General features: G+C 72.3%; 1 protein-coding gene. It reads right to left on the bottom strand.

The window, feature by feature from the left end; translation table 11 throughout:
• The coding region (locus K8638_RS44055; protein ID WP_223760789.1) for a condensation domain-containing protein at positions 1-2,537 on the bottom strand (2,537 nt) is incomplete at both ends.

Genomic DNA, 2,537 nt, shown 5'->3' with positions numbered 1-2,537 from the left:
GGCCCGACACCCCGGCGGCGCAGCGCATGAGCGAGCTGGTTGGCCCGCAGGTCGAGCTGCGCGTACGTGAGGTGCTCGCCCTGGAAGGAGGCGGCCAGCGCGTCCGGGGCGCGGCGCACCTGGGCCTCGAACAGGGAGTGGATGCAGGCGTCGGGGAAGTCCGCGCGGGTGCCGCTCCAATCCACGAGCAGCCGCTGGCGCTCCTCGCCCGAGAGCAGCGAGAGCGTGGACACGGGACGGCCGGCGCCGGCCACCATCTCCTCCACGAGCGTGCGCAGGTGCCGCATCATCTGCTCGGCGGTGGACGCGTCGAACAGGCCGGAGTCGTATTCCAGCTCGGCCAGGAAGCCCGCTCCGGTGCGGGTCATGGACAGCGAGAGGTCGAACTTGGCGATGCGCTGCTCGGACGGCACGGGGCGCAGCGTCAGCCCCGGGAGCGCGAACTCGGCGGGCGGGAGGTTCTGGAGGACGAACATCACCCGGAACATCGGCGCCTGGTGCAGGTCACGCATGGGCTGGAGCTTCTCGAAGGGCACGTGCTGGTGGGCGTAGGCCCCCAGCGCCGTCTCACGCACGCGGCCCAGCAGCTCGCGGACGGTTGGCTCGCCGTCCAGGCGGGTGCGCATCACCAGCGTGTTGAGGAAGAAGCCGACCAGCCCCTCCAGCTCGGCGCGGTTACGGCCCGCGACGGGCGAGCCGACGGAGATGTCGTCCTGGCCGGAGTAGCGCGCCAGCAGGAGCTGGAAGGCGGCCAGGAAGAACATGAAGGGAGTGGAACCCTCGCGGTTGCAGAGGGCCTCCACCGCTTCGGCCAGCTCGGGCGGGAACACCCGGGACAGCAGGGCGCCCGGCGGCGCGGGCTGATGGACGCGCGGCCTGTCGGTGGGCAGCTCCAGGTCCTGCGGCGCCCCGTCGAGCTGGCGCCGCCACCAGGTGAGCTGCTTCTCCAGCTCGTCGCCCACCAGCCACCGCCGCTGCCACGCCGCGTAGTCGGGGTACTGGAGCGGCAGCTCCGGCAGCGGCGAAGGCTGTCCCGAGGAGAAGGCGGAGTAGAGCGCGGTGAGCTCCCGGACCAGGATGCTCAGGGACCAGCCGTCCGCCACGATGTGGTGGACGTTGAGCATCACCACATGCCTCTGCTCCTCCAGGCGAAGCAGCATGCCGCGCACGATGGGGCCCGCCGCCAGGTCGAAGGGGCGCAGCGCCTCCTGGGCGACGCGCCGCCGCGCCTCGGTCTGGCGCTCTTCCGGTGGGAGGCTGCTCAGGTCGGTGACGGGCAGCTCCAGCGGCGCGGGCTCGGCGATGCGCTGGGAGGGGCCCTCGGCGGAGGCGTGGAACGTGGTGCGCAGGGCCTCGTGCCGGCGCACCAGCTCGGAGAGGCTCTCGCGCAGGGCCGGGATGTCCAGGGTGCCGGACAGCTCCAGCACGATGGGCATGTTGTAGGCGGGGCTGCCGGGCTCGAGCTGGTCCAGGAACCACAGGCGCTCCTGCGAGTACGAGACGGGCAGCCGCTCCGTGCGAGGCACCCGGTCGATGCGCGGGAGCACGCCGGCCTGTCCGGTGCGCACGGCGGTGTCGATGCGCTCGGCGAGGGCGGCGACCGTGGGCGCCTGGAACAGCTCGCGCAGGGGCAGCTCCACGCCAAAGGAGGCGCGGATGCGGGAGACCACCCGCGTGGCCAGCAGGGAGTGGCCGCCCAGGTCGAAGAAGCTGTCGGTGATGCTCACGCGCTCCACGCCCAGCACCTGGGCGTAGATTCCCGCCAGCAGCTCCTCCGAAGGCGTGCGGGGCGCGACGTAGGACTCCGAGGAGGGGGCCAGCGCCGAGCTCGGAGCCGGCAGGGCCTTCCTGTCCACCTTGGAGTTCGCGGTGAGGGGCAGTGCGTCCAGCCGCACGAGGGCGGAAGGCACCATGTACTCGGGGAGCCGTCCCTTGAGGAAGGCGCGCAGTGCGGCGACATCGAGCGACTCGGGGGACGCAACGTAGCCGACGAGGCGCTTGTCGCCAGCGACATCCTCACGCACCAGGGGCACGGCCTGTGCCACGCCGGGGAAGGCCAACAGGGCGGCTTCGACCTCGGCCAGCTCGATGCGGTAGCCGCGCACCTTCACCTGTGCGTCGGCGCGGCCGAGGAACTCCAGCACGCCGTCACGCCGCCAGCGCGCGAGGTCGCCCGTGCGATAGAGGCGGGCACCCGGGACGCCGGAGAAGGCATCGGGTACGAAGCGCTCGGCGGTGAGGGCGGGTTGCTCCACGTAGCCGCGCGCGAGGCCGTCACCGCCGATGAACAGCTCACCGGTGACACCGACGGGCACGGGCTGGCCGGAAGCGTCCAGCAGGTACACCCGGGTGTTGCCGATGGGCCTGCCGATGGGGACGGAGGCGCCCACGTGGGAGACGTCCGTCATGCGGTGGCAGGAGGTGAAGAGGGTGCCCTCGGTGGGGCCGTAGCAGGCCGTCACCGGAATGGACATTCCTTCCAGCACCCGGCGGACGTGAGGCGCGCTCACCACGTCGCCGCCGGTGAGGAGCTGCTT

Origin of the sequence: Myxococcus sp. RHSTA-1-4 (assembly GCF_020037125.1) — a bacterium.
Classification (GTDB): domain Bacteria; phylum Myxococcota; class Myxococcia; order Myxococcales; family Myxococcaceae; genus Myxococcus.
The sequence above is the reverse complement of the archived record's forward strand: the minus strand, read 5'-3'. Positions and strand labels throughout refer to the sequence as shown.